Annotated in this window: 25 protein-coding genes and 1 pseudogene; 18 read left to right on the forward strand and 8 right to left on the reverse strand. The window is 68.7% G+C overall.

Going from position 1 to position 24,911, the window contains the following annotated elements; translation table 11 throughout:
* The first annotated feature begins 322 nt into the window (after positions 1-322).
* The 14 genes and pseudogenes from ACZ7IB_RS07900 (at position 323) to ACZ7IB_RS07965 (ending at position 13,224) form a co-directional block, all read left to right on the forward strand.
* Complete coding sequence (locus tag ACZ7IB_RS07900; protein WP_470910092.1) at positions 323-928, forward strand: hypothetical protein; 606 nt, start codon at positions 323-325, stop codon at positions 926-928.
* A gap of 140 nt (positions 929-1,068) precedes the next feature.
* Complete coding sequence (locus tag ACZ7IB_RS07905; RefSeq protein WP_470910455.1) at positions 1,069-2,295, forward strand: amidohydrolase; 1,227 nt, start codon at positions 1,069-1,071, stop codon at positions 2,293-2,295.
* 138 nt (positions 2,296-2,433) lie between these two features.
* On the forward strand, positions 2,434-3,474 hold the full coding sequence (locus tag ACZ7IB_RS07910; RefSeq protein ID WP_470910094.1) for a BMP family lipoprotein: 1,041 nt from the start codon (positions 2,434-2,436) through the stop codon (positions 3,472-3,474).
* 264 nt (positions 3,475-3,738) lie between these two features.
* Entirely contained in the window at positions 3,739-5,331 is a 1,593-nt protein-coding gene (locus tag ACZ7IB_RS07915; RefSeq protein WP_470910097.1) for an ABC transporter ATP-binding protein, read from the forward strand.
* Entirely contained in the window at positions 5,328-6,443 is a 1,116-nt protein-coding gene (locus ACZ7IB_RS07920; protein ID WP_470910099.1) for an ABC transporter permease, read from the forward strand. The genes ACZ7IB_RS07915 and ACZ7IB_RS07920 overlap by 4 nt, the downstream gene beginning before the upstream one ends.
* On the forward strand, positions 6,440-7,729 hold the full coding sequence (locus tag ACZ7IB_RS07925) for an ABC transporter permease (RefSeq protein ID WP_470910100.1): 1,290 nt from the start codon (positions 6,440-6,442) through the stop codon (positions 7,727-7,729). The genes ACZ7IB_RS07920 and ACZ7IB_RS07925 overlap by 4 nt, the downstream gene beginning before the upstream one ends.
* Positions 7,726-8,124: a cytidine deaminase gene (locus ACZ7IB_RS07930; RefSeq protein WP_114246244.1), complete on the forward strand. Its 399-nt coding sequence runs from the start codon at positions 7,726-7,728 to the stop codon at positions 8,122-8,124. The genes ACZ7IB_RS07925 and ACZ7IB_RS07930 overlap by 4 nt, the downstream gene beginning before the upstream one ends.
* 112 nt (positions 8,125-8,236) lie before the next feature.
* A complete protein-coding gene (locus tag ACZ7IB_RS07935) occupies positions 8,237-9,514 on the forward strand; it encodes a thymidine phosphorylase (RefSeq protein WP_470910102.1) in 1,278 nt (425 codons plus the stop codon).
* A 98-nt stretch (positions 9,515-9,612) separates the two neighbouring features.
* Positions 9,613-10,203, forward strand: coding sequence for a Uma2 family endonuclease (locus ACZ7IB_RS07940; RefSeq protein WP_470910104.1), 591 nt, complete (start codon positions 9,613-9,615; stop codon positions 10,201-10,203).
* A gap of 6 nt (positions 10,204-10,209) precedes the next feature.
* Positions 10,210-11,023: pseudogene (locus ACZ7IB_RS07945) on the forward strand (transposase); the annotation flags it as partial.
* Between the two features lie 529 nt (positions 11,024-11,552).
* The gene (locus ACZ7IB_RS07950; RefSeq protein WP_470910106.1) at positions 11,553-12,017 is read left to right on the forward strand and encodes a hypothetical protein; all 465 of its coding nucleotides are present in this window, start codon (positions 11,553-11,555) and stop codon (positions 12,015-12,017) included.
* A gap of 146 nt (positions 12,018-12,163) precedes the next feature.
* Entirely contained in the window at positions 12,164-12,460 is a 297-nt protein-coding gene (locus tag ACZ7IB_RS07955) for a hypothetical protein (protein ID WP_470910108.1), read from the forward strand.
* Positions 12,457-12,825 carry a hypothetical protein gene (locus ACZ7IB_RS07960; protein ID WP_470910109.1) on the forward strand — a complete coding sequence of 123 codons (369 nt, stop codon included), beginning with the start codon at positions 12,457-12,459 and terminating at the stop codon, positions 12,823-12,825. The genes ACZ7IB_RS07955 and ACZ7IB_RS07960 overlap by 4 nt, the downstream gene beginning before the upstream one ends.
* Positions 12,826-13,089: 264 nt before the next feature.
* Entirely contained in the window at positions 13,090-13,224 is a 135-nt protein-coding gene (locus ACZ7IB_RS07965) for a hypothetical protein (RefSeq protein WP_470910111.1), read from the forward strand.
* A gap of 333 nt (positions 13,225-13,557) precedes the next feature.
* On the opposite strand, the gene ACZ7IB_RS07970 is transcribed toward ACZ7IB_RS07965, so the two are convergent.
* Entirely contained in the window at positions 13,558-13,686 is a 129-nt protein-coding gene (locus ACZ7IB_RS07970; protein ID WP_470910113.1) for a hypothetical protein, read from the reverse strand.
* A 124-nt stretch (positions 13,687-13,810) separates the two neighbouring features.
* Between ACZ7IB_RS07970 and ACZ7IB_RS07975 the strand changes: the two genes are divergently transcribed.
* Positions 13,811-14,188: an STAS domain-containing protein gene (locus ACZ7IB_RS07975; RefSeq protein WP_470910115.1), complete on the forward strand. Its 378-nt coding sequence runs from the start codon at positions 13,811-13,813 to the stop codon at positions 14,186-14,188.
* A gap of 118 nt (positions 14,189-14,306) precedes the next feature.
* Here ACZ7IB_RS07975 and ACZ7IB_RS07980 read toward each other — a convergent pair whose 3' ends face one another.
* From ACZ7IB_RS07980 to ACZ7IB_RS07995, 4 genes are all read right to left on the reverse strand, one after another.
* Positions 14,307-14,561 (reverse strand): hypothetical protein, encoded by a 255-nt coding sequence (locus ACZ7IB_RS07980; protein ID WP_470910117.1) that lies wholly within the window; start codon positions 14,559-14,561, stop codon positions 14,307-14,309.
* A 34-nt stretch (positions 14,562-14,595) separates the two neighbouring features.
* The gene (locus ACZ7IB_RS07985) at positions 14,596-15,585 is read right to left on the reverse strand and encodes a sigma-70 family RNA polymerase sigma factor (RefSeq protein ID WP_470910118.1); all 990 of its coding nucleotides are present in this window, start codon (positions 15,583-15,585) and stop codon (positions 14,596-14,598) included.
* A gap of 117 nt (positions 15,586-15,702) precedes the next feature.
* Positions 15,703-16,419: a L,D-transpeptidase family protein gene (locus ACZ7IB_RS07990; protein ID WP_470910120.1), complete on the reverse strand. Its 717-nt coding sequence runs from the start codon at positions 16,417-16,419 to the stop codon at positions 15,703-15,705.
* A gap of 85 nt (positions 16,420-16,504) precedes the next feature.
* On the reverse strand, positions 16,505-17,827 hold the full coding sequence (locus ACZ7IB_RS07995; RefSeq protein ID WP_470910122.1) for an MFS transporter: 1,323 nt from the start codon (positions 17,825-17,827) through the stop codon (positions 16,505-16,507).
* A gap of 62 nt (positions 17,828-17,889) precedes the next feature.
* Between ACZ7IB_RS07995 and ACZ7IB_RS08000 the strand changes: the two genes are divergently transcribed.
* Positions 17,890-18,843 carry a LysR family transcriptional regulator gene (locus ACZ7IB_RS08000; protein ID WP_470910123.1) on the forward strand — a complete coding sequence of 318 codons (954 nt, stop codon included), beginning with the start codon at positions 17,890-17,892 and terminating at the stop codon, positions 18,841-18,843.
* 84 nt (positions 18,844-18,927) lie between these two features.
* Here the strand turns inward: ACZ7IB_RS08000 and ACZ7IB_RS08005 are convergent, their stop codons facing one another.
* The 3 genes from ACZ7IB_RS08005 to ACZ7IB_RS08015 all read right to left on the reverse strand — a co-directional run bounded on the left by ACZ7IB_RS08005 (position 18,928) and on the right by ACZ7IB_RS08015 (position 23,042).
* Positions 18,928-20,700, reverse strand: coding sequence for an RICIN domain-containing protein (locus ACZ7IB_RS08005; RefSeq protein ID WP_470910125.1), 1,773 nt, complete (start codon positions 20,698-20,700; stop codon positions 18,928-18,930).
* A 283-nt stretch (positions 20,701-20,983) separates the two neighbouring features.
* Positions 20,984-21,958 (reverse strand): AraC-like ligand-binding domain-containing protein, encoded by a 975-nt coding sequence (locus ACZ7IB_RS08010; protein WP_470910457.1) that lies wholly within the window; start codon positions 21,956-21,958, stop codon positions 20,984-20,986.
* A gap of 322 nt (positions 21,959-22,280) precedes the next feature.
* Complete coding sequence (locus ACZ7IB_RS08015) at positions 22,281-23,042, reverse strand: alpha/beta hydrolase family protein (RefSeq protein WP_470910127.1); 762 nt, start codon at positions 23,040-23,042, stop codon at positions 22,281-22,283.
* A 103-nt stretch (positions 23,043-23,145) separates the two neighbouring features.
* Here ACZ7IB_RS08015 and ACZ7IB_RS08020 point away from each other — a divergent pair, with 103 nt between their 5' ends.
* Positions 23,146-24,300 (forward strand): adenosine deaminase, encoded by a 1,155-nt coding sequence (locus ACZ7IB_RS08020; protein WP_398632090.1) that lies wholly within the window; start codon positions 23,146-23,148, stop codon positions 24,298-24,300.
* A gap of 136 nt (positions 24,301-24,436) precedes the next feature.
* The gene (locus ACZ7IB_RS08025) at positions 24,437-24,769 is read left to right on the forward strand and encodes a hypothetical protein (RefSeq protein ID WP_470910130.1); all 333 of its coding nucleotides are present in this window, start codon (positions 24,437-24,439) and stop codon (positions 24,767-24,769) included.
* The last annotated feature ends 142 nt before the right edge of the window (positions 24,770-24,911 follow it).

Genomic DNA, 24,911 nt, shown 5'->3' on the forward strand with positions numbered 1-24,911 from the left:
CGCCGTTATGCCACGTCGGTGTCACCCTTCAGGGCCGTGGACACTTGCCCCCGAGTCCGGGATGCATGCACAGTCCGTGGCCAGAAGTGCGCTGTGTCACTGAAATGAAGGCCGGAAAGGCCGAAACGTACGCTGAAAAGCGACATGCGCCATGGAGGTGGGTCAACGTCCCGCAGTCTGCGGATGTACGGATCGGGGCGGCCGGGTAGGTCAGGTCAGGATTGCAGGAGCCTCACCCTGACCAGGAAGTGGCCTGCAGCCAGGGTTTGTTGGGGGGAAGCCCCGATAGCGGGCAGGGTCGGCCGGGCGCGAGCATCAGCACATGACGACGATGCGGATGGCGACGGAGCGACAGGGCACCAAGGCCGGGACGGTGTTCCTCGTGGGACCGGCCCTGATGGCCGCGTACGGAGCGGTGCGGCTGATCGGGCGCGCCGTCAGTGATTACGGGCCCGGGGTGTGGTGGACGCTGGCGCATCTGCTGTTCCTGGCCGGGGTACTCGTGTTCGTGCCGGTGTTCCTGGGGCTGCGGAAGACCGCCGTGGTGCGCGGCGGCAGGCGGGGCGCCGTCGAGGTGGCGGCTTGGGCCGGGCTGGCCGGGGCGGCGGCGGTGGCGGTCCAGGCGGTGATCGACCTGGTGGTCGGGTTCGTCGCGGCGGACGAGCAGGCCATGAGCGACCTGTTCGGGCGGGTGCAGGACGTACCCGGTGTGATGCCGTTGGTCTACACGGTGGTGCCGTTGCTGTTCTGGTTCGGACTGCTGGCCCTCGTCACCCTGCTCGCGTTCTTCCGCCGGGACCTGGTCCGGGTGTGGGCTCCCGTCGCAGTGCTGGCCGGGGTCGTGCTGGCGGCCGTGAGCCTGGATCTGCTGCCGGTCGGTGCCCTGTGCATCGGGCTGGCGCTGCTGCCGGTGCGCCGCAGCCAGTAGAAAATGGGTGAGTTTACCCACCTCCATCTCACGTCACACGCTCCGACGCCACATTTTGTTCGTCTATGCGGCTGAACTTTTGTTGATCTGTGGTCAGTTGAGGGGTCAAGGGCCTTACCCTTCACCAGGTGAACCAGTTGATGTCCCGTGATTCCGATGCCCAGCCGCCCGGGGACGAGGCGCTGCCCGGCACCCTGCCCGAAGCCCTGCGTGCCGAACTGATCGCCTTCCGCCGCGATTTGCACATGCACCCCGAGCTGGGCAACCAGGAGTTCCGTACCACGGCGGCCATCAAGGCCCGGCTGGAGAAGGCGGGGCTGGAACCACGGGTACTCGACACGGGGACGGGTCTGATCTGTGACGTGGGAAGCCGGGGCAGCGACCCGCGGCCCATGCTCGCTCTGCGCGCGGACATCGACGCTCTGCCCATCCCGGACACCAAGGCGGGCGTCCCGTACCGCTCCACCGTCCCCGACCGGGCGCATGCCTGCGGGCACGACATCCACACCACCTCGGTCCTCGGCGCCGGGCTGGTGCTCGCCGGGCTCGACCGGCAGGGGCTGCTGCCGCGGCCGGTGCGGCTGATCTTCCAGCCGGCCGAGGAGGTGCTGCCCGGCGGTGCGCCCGACACGATCGCGTCCGGGGCGCTGGAGGGCGTCGGGCGGATCATCGGGGTGCACTGCGACCCGAAGGTGGACGTGGGGCGGATCGGGCTGCGGGTCGGGGCGATCACCTCGGCCTGCGACCGGCTGGAGGTCAGCCTCGACGGCCCCGGCGGGCACACCGCCCGGCCGCATCTGACCACCGACCTGGTCACCGCCGCCTCCAAGGTCGCCACCGAGGTGCCCGCGCTGCTGGCCCGACGGGTCGACGCCCGTGCCGGGCTTGCCGTCACCTGGGGCCGACTGGAGGCCGGGCACGCCTGCAACGTGATCCCGCAGCACGCCGAGCTGTCCGGCACCGTGCGCTGCCTGGACCTGGCGGCCTGGCGGGAGGCGCCGGACCTGGTACACGCGGCGATCGACGAGGTGGCCGGGATGCACGGGGCCAAGACGGTGATCAACTACGTCCGGGGCGTCCCGCCAGTGGTGAACGATGCCGCCGTTATCGATCTGCTCGCCGGGGCGATGACCGCCCGCCGCGGGTCGTATGCGATCGAGGACACCGAACAGAGCCTCGGCGGCGAGGACTTCTCCTGGTACCTGGAACACGTCCCCGGAGCCATGGCCCGGCTCGGGGTCCGTACTCCCGGCGACACCGCCCGGCTCGACCTGCATCGTGGCGATTTCGACGCCGACGAGGAGGCGATCACGGTGGCGGTGGAGCTCTTCACCGCCTCCGCGTTGCTGGACGGCAACCATCCGTAACCGGACAGGTCACCTCTGGTTCGCGACGATCCGATAACAGCTTCCGTACAGGGCTTTATCTGACATCTACGCGCGTTACGATCGCCGCGAAACCAGCGCCGGAAGAGGCGCTTCGGTCAGGTTTGAAGGAGCCTTCCCTTGCGCCGGGTATCCAAGATCACCGCTGCGTGTGCTGTCACTGCAGCTCTCGCGCTCACCGCCACCGCGTGTGGCGAGTCGTCCACCGAGAGCTCCGGCTCCGACAAGGGCAAGATGAAGATCGGCATGGCCTACGACGTGGGCGGCCGTGGCGACAACTCGTTCAACGACTCCGCCGCGCGTGGTCTGGACAAGGCCAAGTCCGAGTTCAGTGCCGAGACGAAGGAGCTCACCGCCAAGACCGGTGAGACCCCTGCCGACCGTGAGCAGCGCCTCGAGTCGCTCGCCGAGGGCGGCTACAACCCGGTCATAGCGGTCGGGTTCGCGTACAAGGACGCGGTCGACAAGATCGCGGCCAAGTACCCGAAGGTCAGCTTCGGTCTCGTCGACTCGGTCGCCGCCGCGAAGAACGTCGACAGCATCGTCTTCACCGAGGAGCAGGGCTCCTACCTCGCCGGTGTCGCCGCCGCGCTGAAGTCGAAGGACGGCCAGGTCGGCTTCATCGGCGGTGTGGACCTTCCGCTGATCAAGAAGTTCGCCGCGGGCTTCCAGCAGGGCGTCCTGGACACCAAGCCGAAGGCCAAGGTGCAGATCCAGTACCTGTCCACCGGTTCGGACCTGACCGGCTTCGGCAGCCCCGACAAGGGCAAGGAAGCTGCCAAGGGCATGCTCGACAAGGGTGCGGACGTCATCTTCGCCGCAGCGGGCGGCTCGGGTGCCGGTTCGATCGAGGCCGTCGCCGGCAAGAAGGGCGCCTGGTCCATCGGCGTCGACTCCGACCAGGCGCTCGACCCGGCGCTGTCGAAGTACAAGGACACGATCATGACCTCCGTCGTCAAGAACGTCGACACCGGCGTCTTCGACCTGGTCAAGTCCGTCAAGGACGGCAAGCCGTTGACCGGCACGCAGGCGTACTCCCTGGCCAAGGGTGGCGTCAGCCTGACCGCCACGGGTGACCACCTCAAGGACATCCAGACCCAGCTCGACGAGGCGAAGAAGAAGATCGTCGACGGCACCATCACGGTCAAGACCACGACCTGATCCGGCCCGTCGATCGGGGCCCGGGTGAGCCGCTTCGGCTTCGCGCGGGCCCCGATTCACGTACGGCTTCCGGTCGCATCGCCGTAGCCGTACGCACACTGTCTGCCACCTGCCATCAGGTGGCCAACGGTTCGGCGGCGCTACGCGCGTAGCGTCCGCCGGGCGCGGTACCTTTTTTCGCCCCACCGCCTCCGTCCCATCGCCTCCGCCCTCCGCTCCTGCCAAGGAGAGTGCGTCATCAACGCGTCCAGCAGTCCTCATGCCGTGGAGCTCCGCGGCATCACCAAGCGGTTCCCCGGAGTCGTGGCCAACCACGACATCGACATCACCGTGCGCCGCGGCACCGTCCACGCTCTCGTCGGCGAGAACGGCGCCGGCAAGTCCACTCTGATGAAGATCCTGTACGGCATGCAGAAGCCCGACGAGGGCACCATTGCGGTGGACGGCGATCAGGTCTCGTTCCACAACCCCGGCGACGCCATCGACCGCGGCATCGGCATGGTGCACCAGCACTTCATGCTCGCCGACTACCTCACGGTCCTGGAGAACGTCGTCCTCGGCTCCGAGAAGCTGTACGGGATCGGCGACCGGGCCCGCGCCAAGATCAAGGAGATCTCCGACGCCTACGGACTCGGTGTCCGCCCGGACGCCATGGTCGAGGACCTCGGGGTCGCCGACCGGCAGCGCGTGGAGATCCTCAAGGTCCTCTACCGCGGCGCCCGCACGCTGATCCTCGACGAGCCCACCGCCGTCCTCGTGCCGCAGGAGGTCGACGCGCTCTTCGACAACCTGCGCGAGCTCAAGGCCGAGGGCCTGACCGTCATCTTCATCTCGCACAAGCTGGGCGAGGTCCTGTCGGTCGCCGACGAGATCACCGTCATCCGGCGCGGTACGACGGTGGGCACCGCCGACCCGAAACGCACGACGACCAAACAGCTCGCCGAGCTGATGGTCGGCAGCGAACTCCCGTCGCCGGAGACCCGTGAGTCGACCGTCACCGACGTACCGATGCTGACTGTCGAGGGGCTGCGGCTGACCGCCACCGACCCGGACGGCGTGGTGCGTTCGGTGCTCGACGGCATCGACTTCACCATCCACAAGGGCGAGGTCCTCGGCATCGCGGGCGTCGAGGGCAACGGTCAGTCCGAACTGGTCGACGCGATCATGGGCATGCGCCACCTCGACACCGGCGTACTCACCCTGGACGGCGTCGACATCTCCCGCACGCCGACCCGCAAGCGCCGCGAGGACGGCATGGCCGTCATCCCCGAGGACCGCCACCGGCACGGACTGCTGCTGGAGGCCCCGCTCTGGGAGAACCGCATCCTCGGCCATGTCACCGAACGCCCCAACAGCAAGGGCGTGTTCCTCGACCTCAAGGGAGCCCGCGCCGACACCGAGCGGATCGTGCGCGAGTACGACGTCCGCACCCCCGGTATCGAGGTCACCGCGGCCTCCCTCTCCGGCGGCAACCAGCAGAAGCTGATCGTCGGCCGCGAGATGAGCCACGACCCGAAGCTCCTGATCGCCGCGCACCCCACCCGGGGCGTGGACGTCGGAGCCCAGGCGCAGATCTGGGACCAGATCCGCGAGGCACGCCGCGAAGGACTGGCGGTGCTGCTGATCTCCGCCGACCTGGACGAGCTGATCGGGCTCTCCGACACCCTGCGTGTCATGTACCGCGGCCGACTGGTGGCGGACGCCGACCCGGCGACCATCACCCCGGAGGAGCTCGGCTCGGCGATGACGGGCGCGGCCACCGGCCACCTCGAAACGCCGGACGAGACAGCTGCGCCGGACGACTCCGGTGCCGAAAGCACCGACACCGACCCCCGGAACGGGGGAGAGGACCGATGAAGAAGATCGACAAGGAGCGGCTGCTCCTGGGGATCGCGGCCCCCGTACTCGCGATCGTGGTCGCCTTCCTGGTGACCGCACTCGTGCTGGCCGCCACCGGCAAGGAGCCGTTCAGCGCCTTCGGCATCATGTTCGACTACGGGATGAAGTCGGACAGCCAGGTCTACATCCTGAACAAGGCGACGACGTACTACCTCGCAGGTCTCGCGGTGGCCGTCGGCTTCCGGATGAACCTCTTCAACATCGGCGTCGACGGCCAGTACCGCCTCGCCGCCTTCTTCGCCGCTGCGGTCGGCGGCGCGCTGACCCTGCCCGGCGCCTTGCAGATCCCGCTGATCATCCTCACCGCGATGATCGTCGGCGCGATGTGGGCCGGTATCGCCGGCGTCCTCAAGGTCACCCGGGGCGTCAGCGAGGTCGTCTCGACGATCATGCTGAACGCCATCGCGACGGCCATCATCGGCTACCTGCTCCAGCAGGGCCGCCTCGGCCACCTCGACGAGGCCGGCACGAAGATCTCCACCAAGCCGCTCCCGGAGTCCTCGCACTTCTTCGAGTTCCCGACCACTCCGTCGCCCGTCTGGGGCTTCATCGTGGTCGCGGTCGTCGCGGGCATCGCCTACTGGTTCGCGCTCTCGCGCACCCGGTTCGGCTTCGACCTGCGCACCGTCGGCCAGTCCGGCTCCGCGGCCGAGGCCAGCGGTGTCGACGTGAAGAAGATGGTCGTCACCTCGATGCTGATCTCCGGCGCCGTGGCCGGTCTGGTCGGTATGCCGACCCTCCTCAACGACAGCTTCGAGTACAGCGGCGACTTCCCGGTCGGCATCGGCTTCACCGGTATCGCCATCGCCCTCCTCGGCCGCAACCACCCCATCGGCATCGCGCTCGGCGCACTGCTCTGGGGCTTCCTCGAGCGCGGCACCGGCAAGCTCGAATTCGAGGGGTACGACAAGGAGATCGTCGGCGTGATCCAGGGCGTCATCGTCCTGTGCGTCGTCATCGCCTACGAAGTCGTCCGCCGCTACGGACTCAAGCGCCAGCAGAGCAAGGTCGGCGCGGAACTTGCCGCACAGGCCGCCCGTAACTCCGACCAGCAGGAGGTGTCGGCGTGACCGTCACGGCGACTTCCACCCCGCCCCCCGCGGCCCCCAAGGTCTCCGGCGGCAAGGGCGGCCGCACCCGCCTCTCCTTCCCCGTCGTCCTGCTGATCGTCGCGGGCGCGCTGCTCGCGCTGTCCGCAGTGCGCGCCATCACCGGCGCGCAGGACGTCACCTCTGCCGGGCAGATCAGCGCGGCGCTCGCGATGGGCGTGCCGATCGGGCTCGCCGGTCTCGGCGGCCTGTGGGCCGAGCGGGCCGGTGTGGTCAACATCGGCCTCGAAGGCATGATGATCCTGGGCACCTTCTTCGGCGCCTGGGCCGGCTGGCAGACCAACCCGTGGCTCGGTGTGCTGGCCGGGGTCATCGGCGGCATGCTCGGCGGGCTGCTGCACGCCGTGGCGACCGTCACCTTCGGCGTCGACCACATCATCTCCGGTATCGCCATCAACATCCTGGCGCTCGGGTTCACCACCTACTTCGCCAAGCTCTGGTTCAACACGGGCGAGGCGGCGGCCAAGGGCGGCAGCCCCAAGCAGTCCCCACCGGCCGACGACATCACCTCGGTGACGATCCCGGGCCTCTCCGACTGGCTGCACTCCATCGAGAAGCACCACTGGTTCTTCGTCTCCGACCTGGCCGGCGTCATCGGCGGCCTGGTCACCAATGTGTCGCTGCTGACGGTCCTGGCCGTGGTCCTCTTCGTCCTCACGTTCTTCGTGCTGTGGAAGACCTCGTTCGGGCTGCGGCTGCGCTCCTGCGGCGAGAACCCGGTCGCCGCCGAGTCGCTCGGTGTGAACGTCTACCGCTACAAGTACATCGCGGTGATCGTCTCCGGCGGCATGGCCGGCCTCGGCGGTGCCTTCCTCTCGCTGGTCACCTCGCACATCTACAACGAGGGTCAGACCGGCGGCCGCGGATACATCGGTCTCGCCGCGATGATCTTCGGCAACTGGCGGCCCGGCGGGCTCGCCATGGGCGCAGGCCTGTTCGGCTTCGCCGACGCGCTCCAGCTGCGCAACGGCGGCGAGTCCGTCCACGCGCTGCTCCTGCTGCTCGTGGTCGTGCTGGCCGTGCTCGCCGCCTGGAAGCTCTACCGCAAGAGCTTCGTCCAGGGCGCGGTCAGCGCGGTCATCGCCGCCGCGGTGCTGGTCTGGTACCTCGCCACGGACACGGTGCCCACCGAGTTCGTGAGCGCCACCCCGTACATCGTCACGCTGCTCGTCCTCTCGCTCTCCGCCCAGCGGCTGCGGATGCCGAAGGCGGACGGCATGCGCTACCGGAAGGGGCAGGGCAAGTGACGGCCGCCGCGGAGGTCGACTGGGCCGCGCTGCGGAGCGCCGCACGGTCCGTCATGACACGTGCGTACGTTCCCTACTCGCACTATCCGGTCGGCGCCGCGGCCCGCGTCGACGACGGCCGTACGGTGTCCGGCTGCAACGTCGAGAACGCCTCGTACGGCATCGGGCTGTGCGCCGAGTGCGGCCTGGTCTCCCAGCTCCACGCCACCGGTGGCGGGCGGCTGACCCACTTCACCTGTGTGGACGGGGCGGGCGAGATCCTGGTGCCGTGCGGCAGGTGCAGGCAGCTGCTGTACGAGTTCGGCGGGCCGGAGCTGATCCTGGAGACGCCGGACGGCCTGCGCACGCTCGACGAGATGCTGCCGCAGGCGTTCGGACCGGACCATCTGAAGTAGAACTGCTGTGGCCCTCCCGTCCGTTGGGAGGGCCACGCCCGTATCCACCCTCTATGCGCGTAGAGTCATTCAGGACTCTTGCGTACGTACCGGCCGGAAGGACTCCCAGGACATGGACGCCATCTCCGTCATCCGCACCAAGCGCGACCGGGGCGAGCTGACCCCCGAACAGATCGACTGGGTCATCGATGCCTACACTCGCGGCGAGGTCGCCGACGAGCAGATGTCCGCGCTGGCCATGGCGATCCTGCTGAACGGCATGAACCGTACGGAGATCGCCCGCTGGACCGCCGCCATGATCGCCTCCGGCGAGCGGATGAACTTCGACTCGCTCTCCCGCCCCACCACCGACAAGCACTCCACCGGCGGCGTCGGCGACAAGATCACCCTGCCGCTCGCCCCGCTGGTCGCCGCCTGCGGCGCCGCCGTGCCTCAGCTCAGCGGCCGCGGACTCGGCCACACCGGCGGCACGCTCGACAAGCTGGAGTCCATCCCCGGCTGGCGCGCCCACCTCTCGAACGCCGAGATGCTGAACGTCCTGGACACCACCGGCGCCGTGATCTGCGCCGCCGGTGACGGGCTCGCCCCCGCCGACAAGAAGCTGTACGCGCTCCGCGATGTCACCGGCACCGTCGAGGCCATCCCGCTGATCGCCAGCTCGATCATGTCCAAGAAGATCGCCGAGGGCACCGGCGCACTCGTCCTGGACGTCAAGGTCGGCTCGGGCGCCTTCATGAAGACCATCGAGGACGCCCGCGAACTGGCCTCCACCATGGTCGCGCTGGGCACCGACAGCGGAGTCCGGACGGTCGCGCTGCTCACCGACATGGCCACCCCGCTCGGCCTGACCGCGGGCAACGCCCTGGAGGTGCGCGAGTCGGTCGAGGTGCTGGCCGGCGGCGGCCCGAAGGACGTCATCGACCTCACCCTGGCCCTCGCCCGCGAGATGCTGGACGCGGCCGGGCTGGGGGACGCCGACCCGGAGAAGGCCCTCGCCGACGGCTCCGCGATGGACGTCTGGCGCCGGATGATCTCCGCCCAGGGCGGTGACCCGGACGCCACGCTTCCGGTCGCCCGCGAGCAGCACGTCGTGACGGCCCCGTCCACCGGCGTACTGACCCGTCTGGACGCGTACGACATCGGCGTCGCCGCCTGGCGCCTCGGCGCGGGCCGCGCCCGCAAGGAGGACCCGGTGCAGGCGGGCGCGGGCATCGAACTGCACGCCAAGCCCGGTGACACGGTCACGGCCGGACAGCCGCTGCTGACGCTGCACACCGACACCCCCGAGAAGTTCGACTACGCGCTGAAGGCCCTGCCCTCCTCGTACGACATCGCCCCGGCCGGCACGGCCTTCACCGCCACCCCGGTGGTGCGGGAACGTATTGCCTGACCTGCGGCTTTCCCATTCGGGTGAACGGGACCGGTGGACTGCCGCCGGTCCCGTTCGGCATGCTGGACTCGGTGACGCACCGATAAGAGGAGACCGCCATGAGCGCACTCACCGTCGATCCCGCCCCCGGCCACGGCCAGGAGTGGGACGATCTCGTCCGGATCTGGGAGGAGACGGACGCACCCGAGGGCTGCAAGGTGGAGATCATCGAGGGGATCGTCACCGTGTCGCCACCGCCGTCCAAGGACCACAATCTCACCGCTGCGCGGCTGCAGCGCAGGCTTTACTCCGTGCTTCCGGAGGACTGGGAGATCTTCCAGACCCTCGGCGTCTCGGTGCCGGGGCGGGCCGGGCTCTACATCCCCGATCTGGTCGTCGTGCCGGACGCAGCGGTGATCGGGCCGGGCAACCGTATCCCGGCCGAAGAGGCCCGGCTCGTCGTGGAGATCACCTCGCAGGCCAACGCCAACCACGACCGCATCGGCAAGGTGCACGGATACGCGAAGGCAGGTGTCGAGCTGTTCCTGCTGCTCGACCCGTGGCACTCGGGCCGCCCCACCGCCACCCTCTACGGGGAGCCCGATGGCGGCACCTACCGGGTGCTGGACACGGTCGAGTACGGGGGGAAGCTGACGCTGCCCGAGCCGTTCGGGCTGGACCTGGACACCGGGGCGTTCCCGGTCAGTTGAGAAGGGGACGCCGACGCGGTCCGCGACGACCTGCGCGACTACGTGGTTGAGCACCTGCACGACGACCAGTTGGTGCTCGTGGTCGATGAGACCGGCGACGCGAAGAAGGGCAGCCACATTGTCGGTGTCCAACGCCAGCACACCGGCACAGCGGGGAGAATCGAGAACTCCCAGTTCGCCGTCTGCCGGGTCTGCGCAGGCTGACGCGGACGTGCAGCGGTGGACGGGTAGCTGTGCGTCCCGCGTTCGTGGACCGACCAGCCCGACCGCCGGGCTCGACCCAGACACCGCGTTCGCCACCAAGCCCGAACTCGCCGCCCGCGTGATCGCCCGGTTTCTCGAGACCGGCCACCACGCCCTTGGGCGGCCGGCGACGAGGTCTACGGCGGCAACCCGAAACTGCGCACCGTCCTGGAGGAACGCGCCACCGGCGAACTCGCCTACTACCGCGGCCACTTGCCGAAGCCGGTACCACTGACAACTTGGTGCGGGTCGCCGGATTGAGGTGGCAGGTCAAGGAGACCTTCCATTCCGGAAAGGGCCTGGCCGGCCTGGATGAGCACCAGGTCCGCCGCTACAACTCCTGGTCCCGCTGGGGCACCCTCGCCGCGATCGCCCACCCCTTCCTCGCCGTCGAACACGTCCACCGGCCCTCCCTTGGCGATCTGATGCCGCTGAACTGCAACGAGATCGCCCGCCTGTTCATAGTCCCGGTCGCTCTGCACGTTCACGACGTAGCCCACCGGCTCCACTGGCGACGACGCCACAGGCCCGCTCCTAGGCTGGCCACTACCGCCGCCAGGCCGCAGCACCGGCGTGATCACAATCGACCGCTGGAGTAGCAGGCCCCGGCGGAAGGAACCAGACTCAGGACAGGGCGACGGCGACAACGCCTGGGGCGATACGTGGAGACATGTACATCCTTCATGGTTGACGCGCTGGGTCTGCGTGTCCGGGCACGGTGGGGAGCAGGTAGTCCCCGGCTCAAGACGAAAGAAACAGGCGGGCGGTTGTGTCACGTTCGAATTTTTTGCGCACATGGATTCAGTGCATAGAGCCGGACACTTGGTGCCAGACGTACAGAGCCTGATGATCCAACAGGGGGGAATCGGACAGTCCGCTCCGTGATCGACGCGAAAGATGCGGCTGTGAGGCCACGGCACGGCATATGCCCGGGATCGTTTTGGACAGCGTTAGGGAACCCTGTTGCTACACAGTGCAACTGGACCGTACGTTTTGGCCGATGCACCGGGAAATCCCGGGCAGCGGACGACACTTCAGCGCATTGGTTTCCAGGCCATCGACATGTGCCGAAGCGCCGCCCGCACTCTTACCCGAGAGGAATTATAGTGAACAGACGCCAGGTTGGCATCGGGGTCGCAACTGTGCTGGCCGCGATGACCGTTGGTCTTGCCGCCCCTGCAGCAACAGCTGCACAGTCGCAGCGGGCCCAGAGCGCGCCCGCCGGCTTCCAGGCCGGTGTGGACGAGATCGACGTCAACTCCCACGCCACGTTCGTCAACTACCTCAACTCGGCCGAAGGCCAGGCCATGCTCGCGGACGCAGACCTCACACCGGAGGAGCGCTCGGCTCTCTACTCCGATGATGTGACCACCGAAGCTGTCGTCCAGGGCCGTTTCTCAGCCCTGGTCAAGGCTGTGAAGAAGGTCAAGGGCTGCGTCACCGCCGTCAAGAAGGGCTTTACTGCCTTCAAGGACTGGTACAGCGAAAAGGTCCCGAAGGCCATCCGCTGGGCGATCGCGTGGGCTTCCGACGTGTACACGATCTACGCTTACATCAAGGGCCACATCTGATCTGACACGCGCGCGGCCGCGGGTTGCCCTCTGCAAGGGGAACCGCCCGTGGCCGCCGGACCCGTTCGCCCACGCACCGGGACTGAGCCGGTGCATGCAGCCTCAGCCCGTCAGGGATGGCAGGCTGTCTCCGACCGGAGATACACATGCCCACGATGCGCCATGAAGGCAAAGATCCCGGCACGTTCGTCGGTACCTTGGACTGGATCGTCGCCTCAGTTCTGTTCGGCATAGTCCTTGCCCTGGACTACGGATTTGGAGCACGCTCCTATGCTGCCTACGCGGCTTGGCCGTTGTGGGCATGCAGCGTCGGACTGCTCCTCACACACTGGCACACCGTCATCCGGGGCAAGAATGTAGAACTCTGGGGTTTCTGGGCCGCAGGACTGGCCCACGTCCTTGCCGCGTGGCACGTCATAGCAGTCATCAAGGACGTGACATGAGCACAATTAAGACCCGTGCCGCAGCAACTGCGGCCGCCGTCATCGTGGGAGCTTCCGTTCTCATGATGGCGCCTGCCTCCGCCTCCACCACCGCCCTCACCTGCAGCACCGGCCCTCTGGGTGGCCCCAGCATCAACTACGGCGGGAAGCTGACAATCTGCAAAAGCAGTGATACCCAGCAGACCCGCATCACCGGTACGATTTCCGGGATGTCGAAGGTGGGTGGCCACGTCAACATCAGAATCGGGACTTACAAGAAAACCACATCCGTCTGCGGCGTCGAAGACAAGACCATCAACACCGGATGGCAAGCCGGCACCCATATCATTACGTACGCCGATGGTGGCTGCCCCAGCACTGGATGAGTATCTCCTGACCGGCAGTTCAGTCTCTGCTGGATAAACAGCCAGCCAGGAACTGCACGAGACTGGTCCCCTCGCGCGGCGCCCGGTGGTCGACCGGCCTTGCTTCTCGCGGGCCTGCCAGACCACCGGGCCTCAAGCTCCGCTGCTCTCCTGGATCCACTTCGCAGCGAATCCACGTCTCGTTCGGCCCGTTGGCCACCTGTACGCATCATCCGCCTGCGCCCACACCCCACCTGCAACGCCCAGTTCGACACCGCCGTCGCTGTGGCGTACACGGACGCCGCAGGTGAAGGAATTGACGCACCGTACGGCGCGCTGATTACCCTGGCCCGCGACCTCAATGCCGGGCGTACCGAGTCCTACGACATCGCCGACGGCATCAGGGCCTGGCGAATCTGAGAGCTGGCAGAGAGGAGCGTGCCCCTCCTCGGGAGCGGTGGAGCTGAGGGCTGTCATGCCAGTTGGTGAGAGGGGCCGTATCGGGTTCCAGCTCGCCGGGCGCCCTCGGGCGCCGGGGTCGATGCGGCCGAGGGCACGCAGGGCGGCGTTGTGGCTGCCTCAAGGTTGCCGCTGACAGAGTTTTCCGCGAAGAAACTTGATGATGAGGCTCATCGAGGCACGCCCGCCCAAGCCGCCGCGGGCTCCCCCGACACCCTGGAGCGGACGATCAGCGGAACCGCTGGCGACCCGCCGAAACGACCGTGATCACGATCTGCGGCAGGAGTGAGACGCTCACTTGCCGAAGTAGGCGTTGCAGATCGACACCGACGACTTGTTGCCCCCGCTTGTCCGTGACGTCGGCCGGGTAGAGATGGACTTCCCCTTGGCCGGGCTCTTCACGGAGAGCTTGCCCGCCTTCACCGCGGATTTCCTCCAGGTCACAAATAACGGGAGTTGACGGAAGTTCATCGGTCCGGGGCCGTTCGACGACGCGTGGGGTGCCCGGGGTCACGGCCTCCGGGGGAAAGTGCGGATCCGGGCAGCGATGAGTTTCGGCCGCCGGACCGGTCTCACTGGTGTGGAACCCATGACTCCGAACCTTCTCGTCGTCACCGGCCGCGTCACCAGGGCCGCGGTGCCGGGACTCTGCGCCGAGCTGGAGACGCTGCTGTACGACCCCGACGGCGCCGTCCGCGACCCGGACACGGGGGTGGACTGCGACGTGGGCGGGGTCGTGTACGTGGATCTGGCCCTGGTCGAGGCGATAGCGCGACTGGGGCTCGTCGCGCGCCGGGCGGGCGGCAGGAGACTGCGGCTGCGCAATGCGCCGCCCGAACTGCAGAGCCTGCTCGACCTGGTCGGGCTGGCCGATGTGGTGGACGTGGTGTGCGACGGGACGAGGGCCGGGGAGGGTCGGGGCTGAGGGCCCCGCCCCGATGCGGGGGAGCGGGTACGGGGTGCGCCCCGCGCCGCGCCCCGTACCCCGTGCCGCCGCCCCGCAGCCCTCGCCCCCTCGTTGCCGTCCTCAGCCCCCGTCCTGCTCAGTCCCCGGACCTGAGCCGGGCCCGCACGCAGATCACCTGCCTGAGCCGGGTCGCCCCGCCGTCGACCGGGGCCGCCGACGCCTTGAGGAGCGGGGCCGCGGTGGCGGTAGGGCGCCGGGACGCGGCGCTGATGAGGTCGTCGCAGGCGGACTCGGGCTGCGGTCCCGGTTCACCGCCGGGCCCGGGGCCGCCGGTGGCGGACGGCTCGCCCATCCACTGGGTCAGCCCCCAGCCACCGGCCGCCAGCACCACCCAGCCGGCCCCAGCCCGTTCCGTATGCCGCGTCTCACGCCGCGTCGGCGTCGAGATGGTCCGGCAGCCCGAAGAGCGGGAACCAGCGCGGGGTGTCCAGGAAGCAGTGCATCCCGGTGATGGCCCCGTCCGAGATGTCGATGACCTGCACCGCCCACGGCACGAACCCGGGCCCGTCCGGATTCGGCTTGTAGTGCGCGAACGCCGGGGTGCCGTTCGCCTCCGTCGCCACCAGCCGCGAGCCCGCGCAGCCCGCGCCGATGGAGAGCATGAAGCCGGTGATGTCGTCGTGCCCCTGGAGCCAGAGGTCGAACGGCGGCATCGTCATCACGGCGTCCTCGTGGAGCAGTGCGGTCAGCGCCGCCATGTCGTAGCCCTCGAAGGCCGCCACGTACCGCTCAAGGAGCTTGCGCTGCTCCTCGTCGAGCGGATTCGCGGCGTCGGCGGCCTCGCCCTCGTGTTCGGCGAGGGTGGCCCGCGCCCGCTGGAGGGCGCTGTTGACCGAGGCGACCGAGGTGTCGAGCAGTTCGGCGACCTCGCTCGCCTTCCAGGCCAGCACCTCGCGCAGGATCAGCACGGCCCGCTGCTTGGGCGGCAGATGCTGCAACGCGGCCATGAACGCCAGCCGCACCGACTCCCGCGCCACCGCGGCCTCCGCCGGGTCGGCCACCGACGGCAGGATCCGTCCGTCCGGCATCGGCTCCAGCCAGGTGTTCTCCGGCAGCGGGTTGAGCGCCGCCTGGGCGAGCGGCGTCGGGCCCGTCAGATCGACCGGACGGGCCCGCTTGTTCCCGGCGTTCAGCATGTCCAGACAGACGTTGGTGGCGATGCGGTACAGCCAGGAGCGCAGCGAGGAACGCCCCTCGAACTTGTCGAAGTTGCGCCAGGCACGCACCAGAGTGTCCTGTACCGCGTCCTCCGCCTCGAAGGCCGAGCCGAGCATCCGGTAGCAGTAGCCGGTCAGCTCGACCCGGTGTCCCTCCAGCCGGCTGTCGATGTCCGCCGTAGCTGTCTGATCACTCATCGCTCCACCCCTGTTGCGCTGTGACGCCACTCACTTCAGCACTTCGGAAGCTACAGCAGGGCACTGACAACGGGAGCGGGAAGTGCCGAAGCGGCACACGTTCCGGTCACGCTCCGGTCAGGTGCCGGGCTTGCGCCCGTACACGTACACGTCGTCGCCGTTCTTCAGCAGATTCCAGTACGACTTCGCGTCGGCGCCGCGCATGTTGACGCAGCCGTGCGACCCCGGCGGGTTCCACATCTTCAGGCCCACCGAGTGGAACGCCTGTCCGCCGTCGAAGAACTGGGCGTACGGCATCGACACGTGGTAGATCGACGAAACGTGGTTGATGTGCCGCATGTAGATCTTCTTGGACCCGGTGCGGGTCTCGTATCCGTTGCGGCCGCTGCGGATCGGCACCGGACCGAACTTCAGCTTGCTGCCGTCCTGGATCCAGCTCAGCTGCCGGGTCAGGTCCACACACGCGATGCGCCCCTTGTTGGTGGGGCACTTCTTGGCCTTGTTCGGGTTCTTGCCGGCCGCCTTCTGGGCCGTGAGCGTCTTCATCGTGCGCCAGGTGACCGGCCCCGCGTAACCGATGTCCGGGGTGACCCCGTGGGTGCGCTGGAACGACTGGATCGCCTTGCAGTCGGCGGCCGACTGCCTGCCGTCGACCGGCCGGTGCAGATACTTCTCGACCTGCTTCTGGTACGGCCCGGTGGACGTCGTGCAGGACGCCGCCTGCGCCGATCCGCCGGTGCCCAGGACGAGGGCGGGCGCCGCCATCAGACCGGCGGCGGCCAGCGCGACCGCGCGCCGCCCCCGGATCGCCCGTATGTTCCCTGCGACTCTCATGTACGCCAACTTCCCTTCGCGCGCCGTGAGGTGCTTCCGCCTGCTAGACGCGCGTCGGGGAGTGGATGGTTGTGCGTCGTATGTCTCAGTTCTGTACGGACGCCACCGGCGCGAGCCGGCACCGCTCGGCGCGTGCGGCCCGCGTGCCGTACAGCGTGATCGAGACGACGCCGAGGACCGCGAGCAGCCCCAGCGATACGGTCCCGGCCCAGCCTCCGGCGTGGAAGGCGACCGCGCCGAGCGTGCCGCCCGCGCTGGAGCCCAGGTAGTACGCGGACTGGTAGAGCGCCGACGCCTGGGCACGGCCCTTCGTCGCCGCACGGCTCACGGACGAGGAGGCGACCGCGTGCCCGGCGAAGAAGCCCGCCGTGATCAGGACCAGGCCGAGGAGTACGGCGGCCAGCTGGTCGGCGAGCGAGAGCAGCAGACCGGCGGCCGTGGTGGAGACGGCCAGGTACAGCGCGCCCCGTCGGCCGAGCCGGGCGACCAGCTTGCCGGCCGCGGCGGAGGAGACCGTACCGACGAGATAGACCAGGAAGATCGAGCCGACGATGCCCTGCGGGAGGTTGAACGGCGCCTCCACCAGGCGGTAGCCGATCACCGTGTAGACCGCGCCGAACACCGTCATGAACAGCGCGCCGATCCCGTACAGCCGACGCAGCAGCGGATCGGCGAGGTGCCCGCCCACGGTCTTGGCGAGGGCCTTCGGGTTCAGCGAACCGGGGGTGAAGTGCCGGGCCCGGGGGATCATGAAGTGGAATACGACCGCGCAGGCCACGGCCAGCAGCCCGACCGCGCCGAGCGCCGCCCGCCAGCCCCACAGCTGGGCGACCCAGCCGGTGAGGATACGTCCGCTCATCCCGCCGATGCTGTTGCCCGCCACGAACAGTCCGATCGCGGCGACCAGCGCCTTCGGCCGTACCTCCTCCGCCAGATACGCCATCGCGGATGCGGGCAGTCCGGCCAGCGCCGCGCCCTGGACGGCGCGCAGCGCGATCAGCCAGCCCAGCGAGGGCGCGAACGGCACGAGCAGCCCGACCAGTACGGCGACCGTGAGCGAAGCGGTCATCATCTGCCGCCGCCCGAACCGCTCGGAGAGCGCGCTCATCGGCAGCACACACAGCGCCAGCGCGCCCGTCGCGGCGGAGACCGTCCAGCTGGCCTGTCCGGCCGTGGCGCCGAGGGAGGCGGAGACGGCGGGCAGCAGGGCCTGGGTGGAGTAGAGGAGAGCGAAGGTCGCGACACCGGCGGCGAAGAGCGCGAAGCTCATCCGGCGGTAGCCGGGGCGGCCGGGTTCGAGACGGTCCGGCACGGCGGGGCCGGCGGTGGCGACAGCGGCGGCGACGGGGGACGGCTGGGGCGAGGCGGCCACGGTGAGGGTGGACGCCCCGGTACTGGCAGGAGGCATGGTTCAAAAGTAGGACCGCTGGTTTCATGCGTCCAATGCATGAACTCGTCATAATCGTTCCCATGGCGCATGAACGCAGCTCACAGCCCCGGCTGTCACCCAGTAGTTACGAAGAAGACATTCGCGCAGTCCTCGCGCCGCGGCTGGCCCACTTCGGGGCGGTGGCCCGCCACGAGCACGTCACCCGCGCCGCGCACGAGCTCGGCGTCCCGCAGTCGACGCTCTCGCGGTCGATGGTCAGGCTCGAACAGGACCTGGGAGTCGCCCTGTTCGCCCGCAAGGGCCGAACCGTCTCCCTCACCCCCGCGGGCCGCACCTTCCTGGGCTCCGCCGAGCGGGCCCTCGCCGAGGTCGAGAAGGCCGCCGACTCGGTACGGGCGGACGCCGACCCGGCCACCGGCAAGGTCGCCTTCGGCTTTCTGCACACCATGGGATCCGAGACCGTGCCCGCCCTGATCCGAGCTTTCCGTGTCGACCACCCCCGGGTCCGCTTCCAGCTCGTGCAGAACTACGGCGAGGCGATGATCGAACGCCTCCGGTCCGGCGGCCTCGACCTCTGTCTCACCTCTCCCGTCCCGGACGCCCCCGATCTGGTCGCCCGCCGCCTCGACGAACAGCGGCTGCGCCTCGTCGTCCCCGAGGACCACCGCCTCGCCTCGCGCCGCCGCATCCGACTGGCGGAGGCCGCCGACGAAAAGTTCGTCACCCTCGAACCCGGGTACGGCCTGCGGCAGATCACCGACGACCTGTGCGCGGAGGCGGGCTTCGCGCCACGTGTCGCCTTCGAGGGCGAGGAGGCGGAGACCTTGCGCGGCCTGGTCGCGGCCGGCCTCGGCGTGGCCCTGCTGCCACCACCCGCGGTGGCCCGCCCCGGCGTCGTGGAACTCACCGTCACGGCACCGAGGGCGGCCCGCGAGATTGGCGTCGCCTGGCTGGACGGCCACCCGGACACCCCGCCGGTGGCCGCCTTCAAGCGCTTCCTGCTGTCGCGCCGGGGCCATCTGCTGCCGGACTGAACGGGGCGGGGCGCTGTACACCATCCCCGGGAACGCGACGGCCCGCCGGGTTTCCCGGCGGGCCGTCAGAGGCGAGTGTTCAAGTCACACGTTGGGGGCGGTCCTGGAGATGGTCCAGCGCTCGTCCTGTGAGCCGTTGCAGGTCCACTGGATGAGCTGGCTGCCCTTTTGGGCATTGGAGCCCAGGCCCAGGCACTTGCCCGAGTAGACGTTCCGCAGTTCGTGGGTGTCCTGGTCGTACCACCACTTCTCGTCCACCTTGGTATTGCAGGTGTACTGGATCATGCCCTTGCCGTCGGCGAGGCTGTTGCCGGTGCCCAGGCACTTGCCGGAGTGCGTGTTCTGGATGAAGTAGGCGGGGTTGCCGTTGTTGTCCTTGGTCTCCTCGAACACCCAGCGCTCGTCCTGGGCGTTGTTGCAGCCCCACTGGATGACCGGCCTGCTGTTCTCGATCTTGCTGCCGACGCCCGAGCACAGCTTGCTGTAGTCGTTGTACAGGTACTGGTAGTTGTCGGCCATCCGTGGCAGCAGGGAGAAGACGACGCGCTTGCCGTTGCGCTCGTTCATGCCCCACAGGCGGCCCGAGGAGAACGAGAAGGACAGGTTCTGGGTGAGGGGCGGCGTGCGGGTGAGGATCGATACGGGGCCGTTCGGCTTGGCCTGCCAGATGCAGTAGTAGGCGTCTTTGCTCGCGGGGTTGGTGACTCCCATGTGGCCCGTGTCGCACATGGCTGACATGTAGTAGTACGTGCCGTCGGTGGCCACGCCCTGCAAGCCGTGGACAGGAGCGGCGTAGGCGGCCTCCGCCTTGACGGGGGACGTACCGCCCTCACCGAGGTGTTCGATCGGCCAGCGGATCACGTCCACAGGGGGGGTACGTTCGGCATTCCCGTACCGTCCGGAGACCAAGCGCGGCGGTGACGTGCTGCGGTCCAGGCTCAAGGAGCTCAGACACGCTATGGCTCCGTCGCAGTTCATGTCGGAGCGATCGGCCGGCTCGGCCGCGTCCTGCTGGGCCTTGGTGCGGTTCGAGTAGCGGGCGACCATGGGCAGGGCCCACTGGTGGTATTCGGCCGAGGACGTGCCGCCCGAGATGCCCGACTTATCGGAGAGGGAGTTCACCTTCCACAGGTGGTCGAGGTCGTAGATCTGCAGTTCGCCGCCGTTGGCCACGAACAGCCTGTTCCCGTACCAGACCATGCCGTCGGCGTGGATGTCGTCGACCGAGGTGAACTGGGGGTTGGCCCGGCTGCCGGTGGGCTGGACCAGCAGGACGTGCCCGTAGGTCCGCTCCGTGCCGGTCGATTCGAGGATGGAGACGCGGGCCTTCTTGTTGCGGTCGTTGTCCCCGCCCCCGACGCCGTAGTACCAGGTCGCCATGTACAGGTGGTGGCCGTCGACCGTGCCGCTCGGGTCCGCGTCGTGGGAGGCGGTGAAGCCCTGCGGATGCCAGCCATTGGCCCAGGCATTGGTCTTGTCGTCCGTCTCGTCCCAGCAGAAGCCGTTGTACTTGAACGTGCCGTTGATGCCGGTCGTGTGGCAGAGGGAGCGGCCGATGTGCTGCTTCGACTGGGCGACGCTCAGCGGGGAGGCCCGCGTCACGACGCCCTTCGCCTCGGCCCCCTCGATCACCGAGCGTGCCGTCTGGCCCTCGTTAACACCTGGCATCTCCCGCGGATGGAGAGCGAAGCCGGACGCGTCCTCGCTCTTGAACGGCCTGCCCGCGTCCTCGATCTTGGCGGGGTCGTTGGCGGCGACCGCCTGCTGGGCGCCCGATATCAGCGCCGCCAACGAGGACAGGGCGACCAGCGCCGCTGTGATCCGTCCTCTGCGACGGTCCCGTTGCTTGGCAATCATGTGGCCGTACCCCGATTCGTCGGTGAAATCGACGCAAAGTGTGATCGATTTTTCTTGAGTGGATATGTGGTGATAGTTCGTCAGGTCGCGGGATGGTTTGGGGTAAAGGGTGACCGGTGCGGGCTGGGCGGGGTGAACAGTCCGGGTTCGGGTTCGGGCCAGAACGGGTTCGACAACCCAGCGGGACAACCGGGCCCACTTTCCGTCACGGACGTCCTCCAGGATGCCTACGTGAGGCGGCCAGGTCGTTAGCACTGAGTGCACAACTGCGTTCGCAATGGGTTCACTCGCGGTCGTGGAGGGCTTGGTGCCGGTGGTCCTTGGGCGTGGTGCCGTAGGCCGCGCGGTAAGCGCGGCTGAAGTCGGCTGCGCGGGGGAATCCCCAGCGGGCGGCGATGGCGTGGATGGGGGTGGTGCGGAGCGCGGGGTCGGTGAGGTCGCGGCGGGCCGCCTCCAGGCGCAGGCGGCGTATCCACGCGGCGACTGTGGCGTCTGCGTCCTGGAAGAGGCGGTGCAGGTAGCTGGTGGAGATGTGGTGTGCGGCGGCAATGGTGCTCGGGGTGAGATGCGGGTCGTGCAGGTGCTCTCGGATGAACGCCTGGATGCGAAAGGTGAGGGCCCGCTGGTGCGTCTCCGGGGGCAGGCAGTCGCCGGCTTCGAGCAGATGGGCGAAGAGCGCGGCGACCAGCGGGGTCGCGATGGAGGCCAGCCGCGACCGGTCGGAGGGCTGGTACGCGGCCGAGTCCGCGATCAACCGGGTGAGGAACTGTGCCAGCAGGGCACCCATGCCTTCCCGGGCCGACACCGGCGCTCCGACGATCCGGCCGGCCATGTCGCGAGGCAGTGGCAGCAGGGCCTTGGGAACCTCCAGCGCCACAGTCTGGACCAGGTCGCCGGTGCTGTAGACGTCGTTCGGCAGCGACGACGAGTTGATGAACAGGTCGTACGGCTTGTACTCGGTCTCCCGGTGCCGCCACACGCCCGCCCCGCTCCCGCGTACGACGAGTGACAGGTGGTATGCCTCGGGGTCGGACTGCCGGATCAGCTTCGGCGTGCGCCGGAACACCAGCGGCTGGAACGTGGCAGACCACACGGTGACGGCCCCGAGGTCCAGCACGCGCTGGGAGGCCTGGAAGTCGTCGGTGTGGTCGCTGCGCAGGTCCATGGGCGCATGGGTACGGCCCAAGAGCTCGGTCCAGTAGTTGAACCGGTCCGCCGCCGACACGTCTTCGCTGCGGAACACCATCTCGTCCAACAACTGTCGTCTCACCGTTCCTGAAACCGCAGGTCAAATGCTCTCTGGGGGATGACGAGGCAGCTGAACGCCCCGGTTCCACTCGCGCCGGGCGGGTGCCGAAGGGTCGCTCACTCACACGACCTGCGGGACACGGCCTGGTGGCTGCCGACATCAGCAGCCCGCCCCACCCCCGTTGGCTGAGCGCAGGTCACGAGTGAGCCGGCCCAGACAGTGCTGTACTGCCTGGGCTCAGCCGACGGGCGGCCGGACAGGCGGTCGCCGTCCAGCCGTCCTCGCGATCACCGCGCACCCGCTCCACGGGCCGGTACCCGCCCCGGCCTCTTCAGCCCCGCAGCGACCTCCCGAACCCCGCGGCCAGCGGCATCCGCAACCCCAGCGGTGGCGGCGCCGCCAGGGCGTCGGCGACCGGGCGGGCGTATGCCCGGCCGAAGAGCGATCCGCGGACGAAGTCCGTTGCCAGGGCCACCACTTCGGCCCGGTGCTGGCGCAGACCGTGGCCGTCCGAGTGGACCTCGAAGCGGCAGGTGTCGCGGTTGGCCTTCTTGGCGCGTTCGGCCAGACGGAAGGAGAGTTCGGGGTCGGTGCGGGCGTCGTTCGTGCCGTGAACGAGCAGGACCTGCCGGCCGAGCAGATGCTTCACCGGCTCCGGCTCGTCCGTCGAGCTTTCGGGCAGCCAAGGGGCCATCGCCAGAACGGAGTTGACCGCGGCGTGGCCGCCCGCACGGAGTGCGGCCCGGCCGCCCATGCCGTGGCCGGCGAGGCAGACGGGGACGTCGCCGTAGCGTCGTACGACCTCGTCCACCGCCCATCGGGCGTCCGCCGCGAACTGCGCGTCGGTCGCGTTCCAGCCGCGACAGCGGTAGCGCACGACATGCGCGGCGAGCCCGTCCTCCTGGCCCGCGCGGGCCAGGGTGCGGGCCAGTGGCAGCTGGAGGGCGTACGAGAGAGGGGAAGGGCGGCGGTGCGAGTCGGCCTCGCCGTCCGGGAGCAGCAGAACCACGCCGCTGACCGCAGATGGTTTTCCGGCCGTCCTGACGGCCCGTCCCAGCCTTGCAGCAGGCAGGGGGAGTGCGCGCTGTGCCATGGCAGAACAGTGTCAGAAGGACAGGTGTACTCCACCCGTATTCGCGGTCACTGTTACGTATCGACAAGCGACAATCTACGCGCGTAGGCGTTAGAGTGCCCAGATGATGAGCCCGACCCTCCATGTGCCCGGCCAGGACCAGATCCGGCGTGCCCCCAAGGTTCTTCTCCACGACCATCTCGACGGCGGCCTGCGTCCGGGAACGATCGTCGACCTCGCCCTCGCGAGCGGCTACGACGGACTTCCCGAGACCGAGCCCGACAAGCTCGGCATCTGGTTCCGCGAGGCAGCCGACTCCGGATCGCTGGAGCGCTACCTGGAGACGTTCGCCCACACCTGCGCCGTCATGCAGACCCGCGACGCGCTGGTCCGGGTGGCCGCCGAATGCGCCGAGGACCTGGCCGCGGACGGTGTCGTGTATGCCGAGGTGCGGTACGCCCCGGAGCAGCACCTGGAAGCCGGGCTGACCCTCGAAGAGGTCGTCGAGGCGGTCAACGAGGGCTTCCGCAAGGGCGAGCAGCGGGCCCGCCTGGACGGGCACCGCATCCGTATGGGCGCCCTCCTCACCGCGATGCGGCACGCCGCCCGCTCCCTGGAGATCGCCGAGCTCGCCAACCGCTACCGGGACCAGGGTGTCGTCGGCTTCGACATCGCGGGCGCGGAGGCCGGCTTCCCGCCCACCCGGCACCTCGACGCCTTCGAGTACCTCAAGCGCGAGAACAACCACTTCACCATCCACGCGGGCGAGGCCTTCGGCCTGCCGTCGATCTGGCAGGCGCTCCAGTGGTGCGGCGCCGACCGGCTCGGCCACGGCGTCCGCATCATCGACGACATCGAGGTCGCCGAGGACGGCGGTGTGAAGCTCGGCCGCCTGGCCTCCTATGTACGGGACAAGCGCATCCCGCTGGAGCTGTGCCCGACCTCCAACCTCCAGACCGGCGCCGCCGCCTCGTACGCCGACCACCCCATCGGGCTGCTGCGGAAGCTGCATTTCCGGGCCACCGTGAACACGGACAACCGGCTGATGAGCGGTACGAGCATGAGCCATGAATTCGAGAAGCTGACCGAGACTTTCGGATACACGCTCGATGACATGCAGTGGTTCACCGTCAATGCGATGAAGTCGGCATTCATTCCTTTCGATGAACGTCTGGCGATGATCAATGACGTGATCAAGCCCGGATATGCCGAGCTGAAGTCCGAGTGGCTCTTCGAGCAGACCGCTGCGACCAGCGTGCCTTCCTCTTCCGCGGGCTGAACCACACCTCCGCGGAAAACGGCCGGGACTGCGAAATTCCGGCCGTTTTCCGTGTGTCGGCATGTTTGCGGGACGGGCAGTGGGCTGACTACGTTTCAGAGCCGCTCACATCCCCTTCCCCAAGGATGAATTTCACATGAAGCAGTCTGCTGTCAGGACTCTCGGCGTCGCCGCTCTCGGTGCCGCTTTCGCGGCTGCCGCCGCGGGGACCGCATCCGCCACCGTGCTGCCGGCCGACGCCGCGGCCACTGCCCTGCCGGTCGCCGGCTCGGCGCTGGAGAACACCCCCCGGACCCTGCCGCTCCAGGACACGGCCACCAAGCTGGTCGGCACCGGCCAGCAGAAGCTCGCCGGCGACGCCACCGCCCCGGTCAAGGGTCTGATCGGTGGTCTGCCCGCGGGTGGCCTGAGCACCAACGGCCTGTCGACCAACGGCCTGTCGACCAACGGTCTCCCGCTCGGCGGCTGATCCCCGTACACACGCCTGTGGGGGGGGGGGGGGGGAGGGGGGGGGGGGGCACCCCAGCAGGTTTTTTGTTCGGGGGGTCCCCAGCGGGAGAAAGGGGCTTCTCCGGCGAGGAGAAAAACCCCCACAACCAAACGAAGCAGAA

It is taken from the genome of Streptomyces sp. NPDC037301, assembly GCF_055602785.1.